The organism is Sphingopyxis sp. OPL5, from assembly GCF_003797775.2.
Lineage (GTDB): Bacteria > Pseudomonadota > Alphaproteobacteria > Sphingomonadales > Sphingomonadaceae > Sphingopyxis.
In genome coordinates this window covers 2,998,371-3,014,400 of record NZ_CP060725.1, presented here as the reverse complement: position 1 = coordinate 3,014,400, position 16,030 = coordinate 2,998,371, and the positions used below count along the sequence as shown (strand labels likewise).

Annotated in this window: 16 protein-coding genes; 14 read left to right on the top strand and 2 right to left on the bottom strand. The window is 67.8% G+C overall.

All coding sequences use genetic code 11. From position 1 onward, the window contains the following. Window positions 1-56 precede the first annotated feature (56 nt). Window positions 57-1,178, bottom strand: a complete 1,122-nt coding sequence (locus EEB18_RS14520) for a DUF3667 domain-containing protein (protein ID WP_187140582.1) — start codon at window positions 1,176-1,178, stop codon at window positions 57-59. A gap of 77 nt (window positions 1,179-1,255) precedes the next feature. Between EEB18_RS14520 and EEB18_RS14515 the strand changes: the two genes are divergently transcribed. From EEB18_RS14515 to EEB18_RS14465, 11 genes are all read left to right on the top strand, one after another. Then, window positions 1,256-2,539, top strand: a complete 1,284-nt coding sequence (locus EEB18_RS14515; RefSeq protein WP_187140581.1) for a glutamate-5-semialdehyde dehydrogenase — start codon at window positions 1,256-1,258, stop codon at window positions 2,537-2,539. Then, on the top strand, window positions 2,536-3,171 hold the full coding sequence (locus EEB18_RS14510) for a hypothetical protein (protein ID WP_187140580.1): 636 nt from the start codon (window positions 2,536-2,538) through the stop codon (window positions 3,169-3,171). The genes EEB18_RS14515 and EEB18_RS14510 overlap by 4 nt, the downstream gene beginning before the upstream one ends. After that, entirely contained in the window at window positions 3,168-3,812 is a 645-nt protein-coding gene (locus tag EEB18_RS14505; protein ID WP_187140650.1) for a nicotinate-nucleotide adenylyltransferase, read from the top strand. Before EEB18_RS14510 ends, EEB18_RS14505 begins: the two co-directional genes overlap by 4 nt. A 6-nt stretch (window positions 3,813-3,818) precedes the next feature. Continuing rightward, a complete protein-coding gene (gene rsfS, locus EEB18_RS14500) occupies window positions 3,819-4,214 on the top strand; it encodes a ribosome silencing factor (protein ID WP_179102119.1) in 396 nt (131 codons plus the stop codon). A gap of 33 nt (window positions 4,215-4,247) precedes the next feature. After that, window positions 4,248-4,676, top strand: coding sequence for a 23S rRNA (pseudouridine(1915)-N(3))-methyltransferase RlmH (locus EEB18_RS14495; protein ID WP_187140579.1), 429 nt, complete (start codon window positions 4,248-4,250; stop codon window positions 4,674-4,676). Window positions 4,677-4,699: 23 nt separating this feature from the next. Next, window positions 4,700-5,887 carry a murein hydrolase activator EnvC family protein gene (locus EEB18_RS14490; RefSeq protein ID WP_262407935.1) on the top strand — a complete coding sequence of 396 codons (1,188 nt, stop codon included), beginning with the start codon at window positions 4,700-4,702 and terminating at the stop codon, window positions 5,885-5,887. 132 nt (window positions 5,888-6,019) lie between these two features. Then, complete coding sequence (locus tag EEB18_RS14485) at window positions 6,020-7,414, top strand: S41 family peptidase (RefSeq protein ID WP_187140577.1); 1,395 nt, start codon at window positions 6,020-6,022, stop codon at window positions 7,412-7,414. Window positions 7,415-7,446: 32 nt separating this feature from the next. Continuing rightward, window positions 7,447-7,929: a disulfide bond formation protein B gene (locus EEB18_RS14480; protein WP_187140576.1), complete on the top strand. Its 483-nt coding sequence runs from the start codon at window positions 7,447-7,449 to the stop codon at window positions 7,927-7,929. Continuing rightward, window positions 7,926-8,468: a demethoxyubiquinone hydroxylase family protein gene (locus tag EEB18_RS14475; protein ID WP_187140575.1), complete on the top strand. Its 543-nt coding sequence runs from the start codon at window positions 7,926-7,928 to the stop codon at window positions 8,466-8,468. Before EEB18_RS14480 ends, EEB18_RS14475 begins: the two co-directional genes overlap by 4 nt. Before the next feature lie 77 nt (window positions 8,469-8,545). Further along, window positions 8,546-9,154: a hypothetical protein gene (locus EEB18_RS14470; RefSeq protein WP_056347201.1), complete on the top strand. Its 609-nt coding sequence runs from the start codon at window positions 8,546-8,548 to the stop codon at window positions 9,152-9,154. A 79-nt stretch (window positions 9,155-9,233) separates the two neighbouring features. Then, window positions 9,234-10,991, top strand: a complete 1,758-nt coding sequence (locus EEB18_RS14465; protein ID WP_187140574.1) for a hypothetical protein — start codon at window positions 9,234-9,236, stop codon at window positions 10,989-10,991. 13 nt (window positions 10,992-11,004) lie between these two features. Here EEB18_RS14465 and EEB18_RS14460 read toward each other — a convergent pair whose 3' ends face one another. Beyond that, window positions 11,005-12,948, bottom strand: coding sequence for a prolyl oligopeptidase family serine peptidase (locus EEB18_RS14460; RefSeq protein WP_187140573.1), 1,944 nt, complete (start codon window positions 12,946-12,948; stop codon window positions 11,005-11,007). Between the two features lie 378 nt (window positions 12,949-13,326). On the opposite strand from EEB18_RS14460, the gene EEB18_RS14455 reads away from it, so the two are divergent. Genes EEB18_RS14455 through EEB18_RS14445 form a run of 3 tightly spaced genes read left to right on the top strand, consistent with a single transcriptional unit; the run spans window position 13,327 to window position 15,847 of the window. Then, the gene (locus EEB18_RS14455) at window positions 13,327-13,647 is read left to right on the top strand and encodes a hypothetical protein (protein WP_235535609.1); all 321 of its coding nucleotides are present in this window, start codon (window positions 13,327-13,329) and stop codon (window positions 13,645-13,647) included. 58 nt (window positions 13,648-13,705) lie between these two features. After that, entirely contained in the window at window positions 13,706-15,049 is a 1,344-nt protein-coding gene (locus EEB18_RS14450; protein ID WP_187140572.1) for a TldD/PmbA family protein, read from the top strand. Between the two features lie 6 nt (window positions 15,050-15,055). Next, entirely contained in the window at window positions 15,056-15,847 is a 792-nt protein-coding gene (locus EEB18_RS14445) for an inositol monophosphatase family protein (protein ID WP_187140571.1), read from the top strand. The last annotated feature ends 183 nt before the right edge of the window (window positions 15,848-16,030 follow it).

Sequence of the window (16,030 nt, the reverse complement as noted above, 5' to 3'; positions counted from 1 at the left end):
CAGTCTCCCTATTTTCCGGCGGCTTCTTGCTCCGTCTTTGTGACGATATGGCGCGCCTATCCCATCACCCCCATCGCCAGCAGCAGCAGCATGAAGGTGGTCACCGCGAACAGGCTGAAGAACAGCAGCATCGTCCCGCGCACGAGCGCCCCGAAGCGCGACGAGCGATAGGCGCCGCGCAGCTGGCGTACCATGTGGAAGGGCACATAGAAGATCGCGAGGACGGTCGCGACGTCGCCCAGCACCGTCAGGTTGAGCAGCCGCACGACGACGAACAGCAGCAGCATGAACGAAATCGAGTAAGTGACGAAGACGAAATGGTCGTATGTGTGGAAGCGGCGGCTAAACGGATAGAGCAGCCACATGAAGGGCAGCGACAGCGGGATCAGCGCCCAGGCGAATTTATAGGCATTCGCCTGCAGCTTGTACATGACGAGCGACGGGTTCGCGCGCGCCTTTTCGAAACCATGGTCGATGAAGGGCACCCCGGTATCGACCTTGGTCCGCGACAGGAAATCGACGCTGGTCATCATCTGCTCGCCCGGATCTTCGAGCACCGGCGGACCCTTTGCCCGCTCCTCCGCAGTCATCGGCTTCGCGATGCCGAGATATTCGGCGCTCTTGCGCAGCGAGACGAGCTCCTGTTCGAGCTGCCGCTTTCGCTCCGGCGTCAGGCCCTTTTTCGCAAGCTCGGCATTAACCTCGGCCGTTTCCGCGAGGAAGCGCGCCTGGATCGCGCTCGCCTCGGTCTGGTTCGCCGCCGCCTTGGCCAGCCCCTCGCCGAACCCGCCGCCGCTGCCGACCATCGCGAGCACCGCATAGGTCAGGAACACCGCGAACAGGAACAGCGCCAGCGGTGAGATGAAGCTCGCCCGCTCGCCATGGATATAGCGGCGCGTCAGGTCACCGGGGCGCCAGGCGAGCATCGGCAGCGTGTTCCAGATCTTGCCCTCGAAATGGAAGATCGCATGGACGAGGTCGTGCCCGATCGCGCCGAAGCTACGGTGAACATCGGCGCGCTGGCCGCAATGATGACAATGCGAGCCGACGAGGCTGGTCCCGCAGTTGAGGCAGCGCGTACCCGCATGTCCATCCGGGCCGCCGTGGCGCGGTTCGACCGCGCGTGCCGCCAGCCCGGCGGTCACCGCCGCCCCGATCCCTTCGATGTCCCCTGTCATGACGCCTAGGTAGCAGCGCGCGCGGCGCGTGCAACGGGGACTTTCACCGGCCGCGCAAAGCATGATAGGGCGCGCGCATGACCGCCAAAGCCCACACCCTGTCCCCCGTTCCCGACCCCGATGCGCTGATCGCCGACATGGGCGCGCGCGCGCGCGCCGCGGCGAAGCGGCTGGCGGTGGTGCCGACCGCGGAAAAGGCGGCAGCGCTTCGGGCCGCGGCCGGCCAGTTGCGCCTGCGCGCCGACGCGATCCTCGACGCGAACCGGCGCGACATGGCGGCGGCCAAGGCGGCGGGCCTGTCGGCGGCGATGCTCGACCGCCTGCGGCTCGACGACACCCGGCTCGGCGGCATCGCCGACGCGGTCGAGGCGGTCGCCGCGCTCCCCGATCCGGTCGGCATGGAAATCGACCGCGCCGTCCGCCCCAATGGCATGGCGCTCAGCCGCGTGCGCGTCCCGCTCGGCGTCGTCGGCATCATCTATGAAAGCCGGCCGAACGTCACCGCCGACGCGGCGGCACTGGGGCTGATGTCGGGCAATGCCGTGATCCTGCGCGGCGGCAGCGAGGCGGTGAACAGCAATCGTGCGATCCACGCCGCGCTCGCCGCGGGGCTCGCCGAAAGCGGCCTGCCCGTCGATGCGGTGCAACTGGTGCCGGTGCAGGACCGCGCCGCCGTCGGCGCGCTGCTGCGCGCGCAGGGGCTGGTTGACATCATCATCCCGCGCGGCGGCAAGAGCCTGGTCGCGCGGGTGCAGGACGAGGCGCGCGTGCCCGTGCTCGCGCATCTCGACGGGATCAACCATCTCTATCTCGACGGCGCCGCCGATCCCGCCAAGGCGGTGGCGCTTGCCGTCAACGCCAAGATGCGCCGCACCGGCGTCTGCGGCGCGACCGAGACGATCCTGATCGACCGCGCCTTTCCCGCGCCGCTCGCCATCGTCGATGCGCTGGTCGCGGCAGGCTGCGAAGTGCGCGGCGACAAGGAGGTCGCGGCGCTGAGCCCGCATGTCGGGCCCGCCAGCGCGAACGACTGGGACTGCGAATATCTCGACGCGATCGTCTCGGTCGCCATGGTCGACGGCCTCGCGGGTGCGCTCGCACATATCGACGCGCATTCGAGCAAGCACACCGACGCGGTCGTCACCGAGGATGCGGGCATCGCCGAGCGTTTCCTGTCCGAGGTCGACAGCGCGATCGTCATGCACAACGCCTCGACGCAATTCGCCGACGGCGGCGAATTCGGGCTGGGGGCGGAGATCGGCATCGCGACGGGGCGGCTCCACGCGCGCGGTCCGGTCGCGCTCGAAGGGCTCACCACCTACAAATGGCTGGTGCGCGGGACGGGACAGGTCCGGCCTTGAATACCAGTGAACACCGCCGCCAAGCGAGATGGGTTCGCTTGGCGGCGCTTGTTCTGCTGATCGCCGTAACGCCCTTTTCTTGGCTCGTAGTCCGCGATACGATTCTTGTGCTGCGCGCGAGCGAGGGAATGGGTGCGGAGTTGGCTCACGATAACTTGGTTGATCGTTTCGTACAAACCATCAGAGATTCGAAAATTTCGATAAATTCGCGAAAGCCGATGCAATTGACCATGGTCTTCGACCCCAGTTGCTTCAAACTCGAAGGCGGCAAGTTTCGCTTAAGTGATACGCCAGCTGCACAATCTAGCTTTCGCGACAAGCGACAGCCTTCGCTGGAGGAAATTCTTTCCTCTCATCGTTTTCTGGCCGAGAGCAGAGCGGAAGAGATAGCTGAAAGTAAGGCGCTCGCGGATAGTTTCTCGACACCCGAACTGATACTGTTCAATGCCTGCATCGCGGCCACGCCCTTTTCGGCAGCCTGCGAAACCCGGGTTGCCGCTCGACGCGACCGCGCATACGACAAGGCCTTCGCCGAAGTTTCGCGTTCCTTTGGAATAAAAGCTCAACGGGTCGGCAAACCGGAGCAATATTGCTATATCATGCCCGACATCGTTGCCCCGCCCGTTCCATGATCCCCACCGGCCTCCTCGGCGGCAGCTTCAACCCTGCGCACGGCGGGCACCGGGCGATCAGCCTCGATGCCATCGCCGCGCTCGATCTCGACGAACTCTGGTGGCTCGTCTCGCCCGGCAACCCGCTCAAGCCCGCCAAGGGCATGGCGCCACTTTCCGCGCGCCTTGCCTCCGCCCGGCGCGCCGCGCGGCGGTCGCCGATTCGCGCCACCGCGATCGAGGCCGAATTGGGCACCCGCTACACCGTTGACACGCTGAAAAAACTCGTCCGACGCTACCCCAATCGGCAGTTCATCTGGATCATGGGCGCTGACAATCTGGCCCAATTGCCCCGATGGCGCGACTGGCGGGGGATTGCGCGGCTGATGCCGATTGCGGTTATCGCGCGTCCGGGCTATAATGGCCGCACCCATGCTGCAAAGGCGATGGGTTGGCTTCGGCGCTTCGTCCGGCCCGCGGACCAGAAAAGTCACTGGACGGACTGGAGACCGCCTGCCCTCGTGTTCCTGCGATTTTCGCCCGATGTGCGATCCGCAACTGCAATACGGCAGGCCAACCCCCGCTGGTTCGAACGCTATGCTGGCCGCGCGATGCGCGACCCGCTGACGCATTCGCGGCTGGCCACGGACGAAAAGGAATGAATAAGCTTGATAGCCGCCAGTAAGGATGCCGCGCCCGGCGCCGCACCGAATGACAGCGTGGAAGCCCTCCACGCGCTGATCCTCCACCAGCTGGACGAGGATCAGGCCCAGGAAACCATTTCCATCCCGCTTGCCGGCAAGAGCAGCATCGCCGACCATATGGTCATCGCGAGCGGCCGGTCGACGCGCCATGTTTCGGCGATCGCCGACAAGCTGGCGCAGCGGATCAAGCAGGAAGCGGGCCGCCTGGTCCGCGTCGAGGGCCTGCCCAACGCCGATTGGGTGCTGATCGATGCCGGCGACGTCATCGTCCACCTGTTCCGCCCCGAAGTGCGCAGCTTCTATAACCTCGAGCGCATGTGGTCGTTCGGCGACGCGCCGCCGGTCACCGCCGTAAATTGACGTCCCTGCCCGCCGGAGGCTAGGCGGGGCGTCATGCTGCTGCACATCATCGCACGGGGACGTATCGGGCGGTCCCCCGAGGCCGAGCTTGTCGGCCGCTATATGAAGCGCGTGACCTGGCCGCAGAAAATCACCGAATTGCCCGACACCGGCGGCAAGGTGCCGCCCGCGGCCCCGGGCAGCCGCACGATCCTGCTCGACGAGACGGGCGAGCAGATCACCTCCCTCGACCTCGCCAAACTGCTCGAACGCTGGCGCGACGACGGGGTGCGCGAGGCGCGTTTCTGCCTCGGCGCCGCCGACGGCTTCACCCCCGAAGAGCGGAAGGATGCCGACAAGGCGATCGCCTTTGGCCGCGCGACCTGGCCGCATCTGATGGCGCGCGCGATGCTCGCCGAGCAATTGTGGCGCGCGACGAGCATCATCGCCGGTCACCCCTATCACCGCGAAGGCCAGCAATGAGGCTCGCCTTCGCTTTGCCGGCAATGGCCCTCGCGCTTGCCGGCGGGGCACTGGCGCTGGCGCAGAGCGACGCCTTCGATCCCGAGGCGATCGCCGCCGGGGAACGCCGGCAATTGATCAGCGCCAAGGAACAGTCGGCGGCGGCGCTGGCGCGCAGCGCGGCGCTCGAAGTGCAGGCGGCGGCGGCGACCGACGCCGCCGACCGGCTGAAGAAACGCAGCGCCGCGCTCGCCGCGCGCATCCAGTCGGCCGAGGCCGATATCAGTGCCGGCGAGGCGCGCGTCGCGCTGGTCGGGCGGCGGCTGGCGGAACAGCAGGCGCGGCTCGCCGAGCAGCAACAACCTTTGCTCGAACTCACCGCCTCGCTCCAGCAACTGTCGCGCCAGCCGCCGGTGACCGTGCTCGCGCAGCCGGGGTCGCTGACCGACATGGTCCATGCCCGCGCGGTGCTCGACGCGGTGATGCCGGTGATCGAGCGGCGCACCGCCGGGGTCCGCCGCGAGCTTGCCCAGCTCCGCGAAACCCGCGCGCAGCAATCGGTCGCGCTCGCGGCGCTCGCTGCGAGCAAGCAGCAGCTCGCGACGCGGCGCGACGAGCTGACGCGGCTGGAGAATGAAGGCCGGCTGCGCTCGCGCGACCTGATGAGCAGCGCGCGGCTCGAAGCCGACCGCGCGCTCGGGCTCGGCGAGAAAGCGCGCGACATCGTCGACCTGATGGACACGCTCGAGGTCGACAGCGGGGTGCGCGCCGAGCTGGCCCAGCTGGCGGGTCCGGTCCAGCGCCCGAACGATCCGGCGAGCGGCAACCCCGCAACCGCCGCGCCCTCCACGCAGGAAGCCGAGCTGGCGCAAGGCGCCTATCGCCTGCCCGTCGTCGGGCGGATCGTCGCGGGACTCGGCGAGGTCGACGACAGCGGGGTCCGATCGCGCGGCATCACCATCGTCGCGCGCCCGGGCGGCCAGGTCGTCGCCCCGGCGCCGGGACGGGTCAGTTTCGCCGGCGACTATCGCGGCTATGGCAAGATCGTCATCATCGACCATGGCGGTGGCTGGACCTCGCTGCTCACCGGGATGATCGGGCTGTCGGCGAGCGTCGGCGACACGCTCGATGCCGGGGCGCCGATCGGCCGCGCCGGGGCGCACGACGCGCATATCACCGTCGAGCTGCGCCGCGCCGGGCGCCCGGTCGACATCGCCCGGATGCTCGGCTGATCGCCCCCTGTTAACCCGCCGTTCGGATGCCGGTCCATAATGGGATGCTGCGCTTGACGCCCCGTCCAATGCGTAGGAATATGGCGGGCCGGGGATTATAGGGCGGACCGTCCGCCAAGGTGAAAGACGATCATGACCGAACCGACCAAGACCATCGCCTCCCCCAAGCGCCGTTTCGCGCTGTGGCAGGGCGCCGCCGCGCTGAGTACGCTCGCGCTGGTGCCGCTGGCGACCGGGGCGATGGCGACCGTCGACACCGCGACGACCAACGAGATTTCGCGCTTCATGGACGTCTTCCTCGAAGTGCGGTCGAACTATGTCGAACCGGTCGACGATTCGAAACTGATCGAAGGCGCGATCAACGGCATGCTCGCCAGCCTCGACCCGCATTCGGGCTATCTCGACGCGCGCGGCTTTTCGAACCTGCGCACCCAGACCGACGGCGAATATGGCGGGCTGGGCCTGTCGGTGACGATGGAAGACGGCGTCGTGAAGGTGATCGCGCCGACCGCCGACACCCCGGCGGCCAAGGCCGGGATCAAGGCCGGCGACTATATCACCCATATCAACAAGGAACTGATCTTCGGGCTGACGCTCGACGAAGCGGTCGACCAGATGCGCGGCAAGCCGGGCACCAAGATCGACATCACCGTCGTGCGCGAAGGCCAGGACAAGCCGATCGAATTGTCGCTGACCCGCGAAATCATCGACCTAAAGCCGGTGAAATGGGAAGTGAAGGGCGACGTCGGCGTGCTGACCGTGAGCAGCTTCTCCGCCGACGCGACCACCGACCTCAAGGCCGCGATGATGGCGGTCGAAAAATCGCTCGGTAAAAAGCCGCGCGGCTGGGTCCTCGACCTCCGTTCGAACCCCGGCGGGCTGCTCGACGAAGCCGTCGGGATCAGCGACCTGTTCCTCGAACGCGGCGAGATCGTCTCGCAGCGCGGCCGCCGCAAGGGCGACATCGAACGCTATTTCGCCGAACCCGGTGACCTCGCGGGCGGCGCGCCGGTGATCGTGCTGATCGACGCCGGATCGGCATCGGCCTCCGAAATCGTCGCAGGCGCGCTGCAGGACCAGCACCGCGCGGTTATCATGGGCGAGCGCAGCTTCGGCAAGGGTTCGGTGCAGACGGTGCTGCCGCTGACCGACACGACTGCGCTGCGCCTGACCACGGCGCGCTATTATACGCCGTCGGGCCGCAGCGTGCAGGAAGGCGGGATCGACCCCGACATCCGCGTGCCGCAGCTGTCGGACCCCGATTACAAGGACCGTCCGCGCTTCCGCGAAAGCGACCTGCGGCGCCACCTGATCAACGAGAAGAAGGTCGACAATAGCCTGCTCGAAAAGGACGAGAAGGACGATCCGCGCTTCACCGCGACCGCCGAAGAGTTGAAGGCCAAGGGCATCGAGGATTTCCAGATGAACTATGCGCTGCAGACGATCGGCCGGATCAACCCCGCGGCGCGCATGGCGCAGGGCAGCGCCCCCGCCAAGGCGCCCGCCAAGCCGGTCCGCCGCAACTGATAGTCTTCTCTCGGTCACTATAGGTAGGTTCGATGCTGAACTCGCGTATCGCCGCGCCGCTGGTGGCGCTCGCCGCGCCGCTGCTCCTCTATGGCGGGGCGCTGGTGTCGCAATATGGCTTTGGCCTGCACCCGTGCGAGATGTGCTACTGGCAGCGCTGGCCGCACCAGGCCGCGATCGTGCTGGCGCTGCTCGCGCTGCTGCTGCGCAGGAACGAGGCCGCGATGCGGGCGCTGACCCTGCTCGCCGCCGTCGCAATCGCGATCAGCGGCGCGATCGGCATCTTCCACGCCGGGGTCGAATATGGATGGTGGCAGGGGCTGACGACGTGCAGTTCGACCGGCAGCGGGCCGGTGACGCTCGACAGCATCATGGCGGCGCCGATCGTCCGCTGCGACGTGCCGCAATGGACGCTGGGACCGATCTCGCTCGCCGGGTTCAACGCGATCTTCTCGCTCGCCGCCGCCGCCTTCGTCTTGACCCTGCTGCGCCGGCGGCCCACATCGGTCGCATGAGCGACACGAAAAAGGACGGCGCCGGCGACGACGGGCGCAACGCGTCGATGATCCGCGTCGACCAGGCGGGCGAATATGGCGCGACGCGCATCTATGCCGGCCAGCTCGCGGTGATGGGCGACCGCCACCCGATGGCGCGCGAAATAGCGCATATGGCCGAACAGGAAGAGCGCCACCGCAAATTCTTCGACGCGATGGTTGCGCGGCGCGGCGTCCGCCCGACCGCGCTGCAGCCGGTGTGGAAGGTCGCGGGTTTCGCGCTCGGCGCGGTGACCGCCGCGATGGGCCCGCGTGCCGCGATGGCGTGCACCGCCGCGGTCGAGACCGAGATCGACCGCCATTATCGCGACCAGCTCGACGAACTCGGCGACAGCGATCCCGAACTCAGCGCCGCGGTCGCCGATTTCCGCGCCGAGGAGCTGGAGCATAAGGAAGCGGCGCTCGCCGCGGGCGCCGAAAGCGCGCCCGGCTATCCGCTGCTCAGCTTCGCGATCCGCGCCGGGTGCCGCGCAGCCATCGCGCTGTCGAAGCGTATCTGATACAGAAACCGCCTGCCCGTTCATGACGGATGCAGGCACGCGGTGCCATTCCGCACGAAATGACGAAGGATGATCCGATGACCCGCCTCCCCCTCGCCGCGCTGCTCCTTGCCGGCAGCCTGTTCGCGCTTCCGGCCGCCGCGCAGGACGCCGACACGTCGAGCGCCGAAAAGATCAACCAGGTCATCGTTTACGGCAACGACAAGTGCGAGCCGTCGAGCAGCGACGAGATCGTCGTGTGTAACCGCCTGCCCGAAGGCGACCGCTATCGCGTGCCGCAGCTGTTCCGCGGCGGCGACCCGCTCGATCCGCGCAACCAGGCCTGGCTCAACCGCGTGACCGCGATGGAGCGCGTCGGCCGCTTCGGCACCGACAGCTGCTCGCCGGTCGGCCTCGGCGGCTTCACCGGCTGTACCCAGGCGCTCGTCGCGGGCGCCAAGGCCGAACGGCAGGCGGCCGACAAGACCGACTGGCAGGCGATGATCGCCGACGAACGCGCCAAGCGCATCGCCGGCATCGACGCGGCATCGGACGAAGTCGAAGCCGCGGTGGTCGCCGAGGAACGCGCGATGGCCGAACGCCAGAAGGCGGCCGCCGATCTGGAAGCCCAGGCGAACGGCACCGCGCCGCAGCGCGAGCAGGCCGAGCCCGACGCGACCGAATTGCCGGTGCCGCCGCGGAACTGACCGCGACGCCCCGACTGGCTGGTTGATCGCGAGCCGACACTGGGTTAGCGATTCTCCGACAGGGGAACAGGGGCGATATATGAAGATCGGAATGATGGCGCTGCTGCCGGCGGCGATGGGTCTGGCCGCGCCGGCGATTGCCGCACAGGCGGCGGACGAAACGACGGCTGCGGCGCGGGGTGAGGCCCCGCCCGCACCACCCGTCACGCCGGCGGCAAGCGTCGCGGCCGCGAGCGAGCAGGATTTTTCGGCTTGCGACGGCTATAACGCCCCGCGCGGAAAATCGGACGGAATCGCGCGCGAGACCTTCATGTTCGGCGCGGCATCGCGATCCGCCGACATTCGCCGCAAGGACATTTACACCTTTGGAGAGCGAGGCCTCGCCGCCTGCGAGCGCGCGCTACACGACGCGCGCCTGATCGATGCCTTCTGGCTGCGCCGCGCCAACCTGTTGCAGGCGCAAGCGGTCCATGCCGTCTGGGCAGGCCAAGCCGAGCGCGCCATCGCGCTGACCGGCGCCAGCGATGCGCTCGGCGCCGCGCACAAGGACGGCTATTTCCTGCAGAGCATCGGTGTCGGCAACCGCGGCGTCCGGGCCTATGCGCTGATCGCGCTCGGCCGGCGCGACGAGGCACTGGCCGCCATCGCGGAGATGCGCGCGGGCCGCCCCTGGTCGCAGTCGATCCGCCAGCTCGCGACGCGGCTGCACATGCACCTCGACAAAAGTTTCGCCGCGCAGGCCGCGGAGATGAAGGATGCCGTTCCGCTGTCGCCCGAAAGCGGCCGCGCGCTTTTCTGGATGCTGTTCCTCGACGGCGACCTGGAGGCGGCGCGCGCGATCGCGCCGACGATCAGTTTCGACCTGCCCAAACAGCGGGGTGGCTGGACGCTGCGGGGCGGCGAGCAGAACGAACTCGAAGAGATCGAACAGCGCGCGACGGTGCAGGGCGCGCGCGCCTATGCGGAGGCCGCCGCCGGCAATACCGCCTGGGCCAAGGCTGCGCTCGCGGAAGCGAAGGTCGACCTCGACGAAGCGATGGCGCCGCCACCGCCGCGCGCCGACGGCAAGCCGCCGAAGAAGCAGGATGTCGAAGATCACGCCCGCCGGCTGCCCTATGCGCGCCGGGCCAAAAGCGAAATCGGGCTCTGGGAGGCCGCGATCGACCTGCGGCCCAAGATCGCCACGCGTCCCAGCGACGAAACCCACGCCGAATTCATTGCCAAGGGGTTGGATAAACTGCCGATCGTTGCCGATATATTGGCGAATCTTCCCGCCGAAAATGCGGCCGAAAAGGCCGAGCTCGACGCGGTTCGGGCAAGGCTGCGGAGCAATTTCGACGCCGAGCGCGTCAAGGCTCTCGACTTTCCGGCGGCCGAGCTGATGGCGCTGCTGCCCCGGCCCGAAACATCCAAGATCGTTCCGACGCTCAAGCCCGCCGGCGACGGCTATTTCCTCAGCGACTCGGGATTGTCGCGCAATCAGGAGGGCAAAAGCGACATCTGGACCATCCGCTATACCCACAATCTGGCGCCGATCGCCGCCGTGGAAGAACTGGCGATGCTCGGCGCGGCGCAGACCGCGCGCCGCGAGGGGTATGACAGCATGATCCTGCTCAGCCGCCTGTCGATCTCGCGCACGACCAACGTGTCGGGCATGTATGTCGGCAGCTATCAGCAGAATTCGGGCTACGAGGCCCAGATGCGGGTGCGCTTCGTCAACGCCGGCGCCCTTCCCGCGGACCTTGCCGGCATGGAATGGCGCCTGATCCCGGCCCAAAAGGCGATCGACCAATTGTCGGATCGCTACAAGACCGGCGGGCTCACCATCGCCTGGTGAGCCCGCATCGGCGTCAGTTCAGCAGATACTGTTTCCAGAAGACGAGTGACGCCCAAAAATTATAGTCGGCGTTTTCCTTCTTCGCGAAGCCATGGCCCTCGTTGGTGCCGACAAGGTGCCAAGCGGTGCCGCCATTCTTGCGCACCGCCGCGACGATCTGGTCGGCCTCTGACGCCGGCACGCGCGGGTCGTTGGCGCCGGTGACGATGAACAGCGGCTTCTTGATATCGGCGACGCGGGTGAGCGGCGAGATTTCGATCAGCTTCGCCCGCTGTTCGGGCACGCGTTCGTCACCATATTCGACGCGGCGCAGGTCGCGGCGATAATCCTGGGTGTTTTCGAGGAAGGTGACGAAGTTCGAGATCGCGACGACGCACAGGTTCGCGCGCAGCTTGTCGGCATAATGGGTCGCGGCGGCGTAGCACATATAGCCGCCATAGCTGCCCCCGGTCAGCCCGAAGCGCGACGCGTCGAGCGTCCTGTCCTTTGCCAGCGCATCGAGGAAGGCGCCCATGTCCTTGACGCTGTCCTCGCGCTTGAACGGGCCGTTGTCGAGGCTGACGAAGGTCTTGCCGTAACCGGTCGAGCCGCGGACGTTGGGATAGAAGAGCGCGATGCCCATTTCGTTGAGCAGATAGTTCGACCGTCCCATGAAGCCCGGGCGCGACTGGCCTTCGGGTCCGCCATGGACGCTCATGATCAGCGGGCGCTTGCCGGGGAATTTCGCGGGATCGGGACGATAGAGGAACCCCGACACCTCGAGCCCGTCGAAGCTCTTCACCTTGACCAGTTCGGGTTCGATATTCTTTGTGACGTCGAGGCCGCCGGTCTCGCTTTCGGTCCAGCGGGTGACCTTGAGCGTCTTTGGATCGACGCTAAACGCGTCCGCCGCGCTGCGCGCCGAGGTGAAGCTGATTCCGATCTCGCCCCACGGGGCGATCTCGACCCCGCCGATGATGCCGGCGGGCAGGCTGTCGACGGTGCGCACCGCGCCGCTTTTCGGGTCGAGCAGGCGCAGTTTCGACATGCCCGCCTCGTTCACCGTATAGGCGATGAAGCTGCCGTCCTCGGCAATGTCGAAGCCGCTGACCTCCCATTTCTCGGCGGGTCCCTTCGGGGTGAACTTGCCCGTCGCGGGGTCGAGCGTGCCGAGCCGTTCGAACTCGGCCCCTTCGTCGCTGGTGATCCAGATCGTGCCGTCGGGGGCAAAGGTGCCGCCATTGTGCGACACGGTCTTGCTGTGATCGCCGATCGGGGTCATCGCCCCGCTCTTGAGGTCGAGGCGGAAGAAGTCCGACTTCTGCACCGAGCTGTATTTGCCGACGAGCGCCCAGCTCTTGTCGGGCGCGAAGTCCAGGAGCGCCCAGCCGCCGCCATCGACCTGGGCGACCATGCGCGCCGATTTCGGATCGCGCGGATCCATCAGGTAGATGTCGCTGTCGCGGCCGTTGCGCAGCGTCGAGGTGTAAGCGACGAGCGTGCCGTCGTTGCTCCACGCGTTGATGCCGTTGCGGCTCTTGCCGTCGGTGAGCAATTCGAGCCGGCCGTTCTTCATCGCATAGATCTGGTAGAATTCGTTACCGCCGATATCCTTTTGTACCAGCATCAGGTCGCCGGTTTTGGGCGACCAGGCCGCATTGCCGACCGGCTCCTCCTCGAACGTCAGCTGCTTGCGGTCGCCCATCGGGGCGGCGACGCGATGGATCTGGCTGGTGTTGCCGAAACGCGTCGCGATCAGCATCGATTTGTCGACCGGATTCCAGCCGACGAAGCTGGCGCCGCGATTTTCCATATAGGGGCGCGTTGCCGACGCGAGTTCGGCGGGCACGTCGGGCATGCCATCGGCGATGAGCGCCGCGGGCTTGGGCGCGACGGGTGCAGCGGTCTTGGCCGCTTCCTGCGCGAGCGCGGGTGCGAGCGGCAAGCTGAGGGCAGCCAGGAAGGCGAGGTAACGCATCGATGATTCCCCTGTTCGTCTATGGTCCGGATGGACAGACCATGGACGCTATCAGGGGCGGCGATGGATGCAAGGCTTCGACCGACGGCGAGTCGCGCCGCGCAAGCCGCCTCCAGCCCCATTTGAGCCGCTTTCGTTGCCAGATTGGCGGCGAATTCGCCGTTCGACGCAGAATCGTTCGCAAATTGGGCCGAATCGAGGATGAAATTAACGAATCGGGGCCAGACTGTCTTGACTCGGTCATTATTGGTTGAAATCGTCGGGTTTCTGGGAATCGCCGGCCTAAGGGGGCTGAAAAAAATGGCATCAACATTCGGACCGCGCCTGTGGAGGCGCTCGCCTCGTGCCGTGCCTCCGGCCCGAAGCCTGGGCCGCCGGATGACCTTTCATGCCGCCTTCGCCCTCCTCGTCTTCGCCGCGTTGCAGATCTGGCTCGTGTCGAGCGCGATCGCCGCGGGGGCCCCTTCGGGCCTGACCGTCGTCGCGCTGATCCTGCTGCTCGCCATCGCGGTGCCCGTCGCGCGCATCACCGAACGGCGCTGGTATCATCTCAGCCGCCAGGCGCTGGCGAGTTGGGGCCTGCACGCCCGCTTCCGCCGCGACCTGCTGCGCCTGTGGGTCGCCGCGCTCGCCCTGCCCTTCCTGTGGGTCAGCGGCGCGATGGCGGCGACGACCGGCCTGGCGGTCATCGGCGGCTGAGGCGGCCGTTCACCGATAAGATTTTGACGGCTTCGCGCGCGCGCCCTAAGGCGCGGCCATGCTGACCGTAGCCGAAGCCCTCGACCGCGCGCAGATGCTGTGCGACGCCGCCTCCAAGGCCGGCGCCGACGCCGCCGACGCGCTCTATTATTGCAACGCCGCGACCTCGGTCTCGATGCGCCTCGGATCGCTCGAGGATGTCGAGCGGTCCGAAGGGCAGGACATCAGCCTGCGCGTCTTCGTCGGACAGCGCAGCGCGAGCGTGTCGACCGCCGACATGGACGCGGGCGAACTGGCGAAGCTGGTCGACCGCTGCGTCGCGATGGCGCGCGAGGCCCCCGAAGACCAATATGCCGGCCTCGCCCCCGAGGACCTGCTGTTCAGGGGCGCCATCCCCGACCTCGACCTCGACGACGCCAGCGAGGCCGACCCGCAGGCGCTGCGCGAAGCGGCGCGAAGCGTCGAGGAGGCCGCGCGCGCGGTCGCCGGCGTCACCAACAGCGAAGGCGGCAGCGCGAGCCACAGCCGCACCCGCCTCGCGCTCGCGACCAGCCACGGCTTTGCCGGCGGCTATGGCGCGAGCGGGCACAGCCTGTCGGCGAGCGTGATCGCCGGCGAAGGCGCGAGCATGCAGCGCGACTATGGCTGGCACAGCGCCCATTATCTGGCCGACCTCGAAAGCAGCGGCGCGATCGGCACCCGCGCCGGCACCCGTGCGGTCGCGCGGCTGAACCCCGGCAAGGCCCCGGTCGGCAAGGTCCCGGTCCTGTTCGACCCCCGCGTCGGCAGCAGCATGGTCAGCCATCTGCTCGGCGCGATCGGCGGCCCGTCGATCGCGCGCGGCACCAGCTTCCTGCTCGGCAAGGAGGAGGCGCAATTGTTCGACAGCGCCATCGTCATTCGCGACGAGCCGCACCGGCCGCGCGGGCTGCGCAGCCGCGCCTTCGACGGCGAGGGCCTGCCGACGAGCGCGCGCGACCTGATTTCGGGCGGGCGCCTGACCGGCTGGCTGCTCGACAATGCGTCGGCGAAGCAGCTCGGCCTCGCCCCCACCGGCCATGCGAGCCGCGGCGGCGGCGCGTCGGGGGTCAGCGTCAGCAACGTCCACCTCGCCGCGGGCACCGTATCGCCGGCGGCACTGATGGCCGACGTCGTCGAGGGCGTCTATGTCACCGAGCTGATCGGCCAGGGCGTCAATCCGGTCACCGGCGATTACAGCCGCGGCGCGTCGGGTTTCGCGATCCGGAACGGCCAGCTTGCCGAACCGATCGCCGAATTCACCGTCGCGGGCAATCTGATCGCCATGTTCGCCGCGCTGATCCCCGCCGACGATCTGGAGTTCCGCCACGGCACCAATGTCCCGACGCTGCGCATCGACGGCATGACCGTCGCATCGAGCTAGACCGCCGTGCCGCACCGCAACCTCGAGGCTGTGATCGCGGCGACCCGCGAGGTCGGCGACATGGCGATGGCGCGCTGGCGCGGCGAGGGCAAGGCGGTCGACGTCCAGTATAAATCGCCGAACAATCCGGTCAGCGATGTCGACCTCGCGGTCGATGCGCGGCTGAAGGCGGTGCTCGGGGCGATGGTGCCCGAGGCGGGCTGGCTGTCCGAAGAGACCGCCGACAACACCGACCGGCTGGCGTGCCGCGCGATGTGGTGCGTCGACCCGATCGACGGCACCCGCGACTTCATCCGCGGGCGGCCCGGCTGGGCGGTGTCGGTCGCGCTCGTCGTCGACGGCACCCCCGAATTCGGTGTTCTCTATGCCCCCGCGCTCGACGAGCTGTGGGTCGCGCAGCGTGGCCAGGGCGCCTTGCTCAACGGCGAGACATTGCACGCGAGCCAGCGCACCGAATTCGCCGGGTCGCGCGTTCCCGCCGACGCGCTGCCGCGCGTCGACAGCGATCTGGTGATCGTCACCAAGCCGAACAGCATCGCGCTGCGCATGGCGCTGGTCGCCGACGACCGCGCCGATCTGGTCGCGACGCTGCGCTGGGGTTTCGAATGGGATGTCGCCGCCGCGGCGCTGATCGCGACCGAGGCCGGGGCGGCGGTCACCGACGCCTTCGGCGCGCCGCTGCGGTTCAACACCCCGCGCGCGCAGGCCTTCGGGGTCATCGCCTGCGCCCCCGGAATCCACCGGGCCGTCGTCGATCGCTTGCACGACCGGGCGGTGGCGCTTACAACCTCCGCCTGACCACCCGCCGCGGTGGTGCATTTTGCCGCAGTTCGCTTGACAATTCGGGCGACTCACCTTAACTGCGCCTCCATTCCGACAGCCTGACCGGACGGCGAAGCGCGCTCGCGCATTCGTGGTCCGTTTTTTGCGTTGGAAATCAGACGCTTTGAGATGGGGCCGGTTGCCTACGGCCCTGTGGAG